At 54.2% G+C, this 1694-nt stretch carries 2 pseudogenes; one reads left to right on the top strand and one right to left on the bottom strand.

The features are described from left to right. Positions 1-276, bottom strand: a pseudogene (locus tag H6F43_RS10730) (hypothetical protein); the annotation flags it as partial. A gap of 231 nt (positions 277-507) precedes the next feature. On the opposite strand from H6F43_RS10730, the pseudogene H6F43_RS10725 reads away from it, so the two are divergent. Then, a pseudogene (locus H6F43_RS10725) lies at positions 508-1694 on the top strand (ribonucleoside-triphosphate reductase, adenosylcobalamin-dependent); the annotation flags it as partial.

Below are 1694 nucleotides of genomic sequence, written 5' to 3'. Positions count from 1 at the left end.
ACCGCTGACCGCCTCGATCGCAAAGCAACTGCCCGTGTTACTGCGATAGAGCATTGTGTACCCATAGCCGCCGAACCGGGGATTCTCTCCGGCTTGAGTCCGAACGCTCTCCAGCTTCATTCCGGCGGGCACATATGTAGGGACCGCAATCTTGAACCCAAAGCCGCGCAGAATTCGCGCCTGAATCGAAGTGAGCTGTCCGGAGTCGGCAGCTTGAGCGATCGTGCCAGTTGGCAGGACCAGAACCGCTAGCAGGCTCACGAGCACTCGGTTCAAGGGGCGCTGACCTAGAGCGCGTGTACTACAATAGAAGAATAATCGGCTCATCTGATTTGTCAATCCTGTGCCCTTTCTCAGATGTTGGTTTAGCGTTGGTGAAATAAGCTAAATTGTTGTGCCATATTCCACAGCTAGTGTAGACTTTGGATCTCAAACCCCACACCTACTCCATATGTAGTAATCATGTGCAGTAATGTGGTCGCTCACAGCCACTTCACGAGGTTCCTTATGGTTCGAGAGCTTGAAAACCCCCGTCGGATCGATCGTTCTAGTCCGTCTACCGAGCCAACGAGCGGACAGTTCCCTGAAGCAGCACCCACGGCTAATCCAGTGTTTTTCCGCACGTACAGCCGCCGGATTAACCAACGTCGCGAATCCTTGCAGGACATGATTCAGCGTACCACGCAGGGATTGGTAAAACTGGGACGCTTCACCTCTACCGAAACGACACTGCTGGAACGAATGCAGCGGGAGTTGAAAAGCTTACCCTCTGGTCGCTGGCTCTGGGTGGGCGGTACGCCCTGGATTGAAAAACCCGCAAACTTTTCGGGTGCTTACAACTGCACCAGTACCAATGTGCGCGACTGGCGCGCTTTTGGTCTGATGATGGATTTGGCGATGATGGGCTGCGGCACCGGAGCTGTGTTGGAGCCGAAGTACATCAGCCAGTTGCCGCCAATTCGCAATCGTCTAACTGTGACGATCGACGGCGCGATCGGCACCACGCCGCCTGATGCTCGACATGAAGAGACGCACGTTGATGTCACTGGAAATTGCGTCACTCTCCGCGTTGGCGACAGTCGCCAAGGTTGGGTAACGTCGTATCAAACGCTGCTGGAACTCTCATCGGACGATCGCTTCACCGGAGAGGTTCACGTTACGGTTAACCTGAGCGATGTCCGTCCAGAAGGCGAAACGCTCAAGGGATTCGGAGGTGTGGCAAACCCGATTCGCTTGTCTGGACTATACGATCGCTGCGCCGCAATCCTGAACAAAGCGATCAATCGTCAGCTAACGTCTGTGGAATGCTGCTTGCTGATCGATGAAGCCGCTGCAACTGTGGTTGCTGGCAATATCCGGAGGAGCGCGGGGATGCGTCAAGGCGTCAGCGATGATGACGCTTTTGCTGTTGCAAAGGAAAACCTCTGGCAGCAAGATGCCGATGGTAACTGGCGCATTGACCCAGAACGCGATGTTTTGCGGATGGCAAACCACACGCGCGTGTTTCACCACAAGCCAACCGAGCAAGAATGCATCGATGCAGTTCGCAAGCAGTTCTATTCTGGTGAAGGCGCGATTCAATACGCACCGGAAGCGATCGCCCGCTCTAATGCTGATCTGCTGACAACCGCTGAACTAAGATCTGAGTTTTTGCAGCAGTATGTATTAGGAAACGCTCAAACTTGGCTGCAAGA

The sequence above is a fragment of the Leptolyngbya sp. FACHB-36 genome (assembly GCF_014695955.1).
Taxonomy (GTDB): Bacteria; Cyanobacteriota; Cyanobacteriia; order Leptolyngbyales; family Leptolyngbyaceae; genus FACHB-36.
The sequence above is the reverse complement of the archived record's forward strand: the minus strand, read 5'-3'. Positions and strand labels throughout refer to the sequence as shown.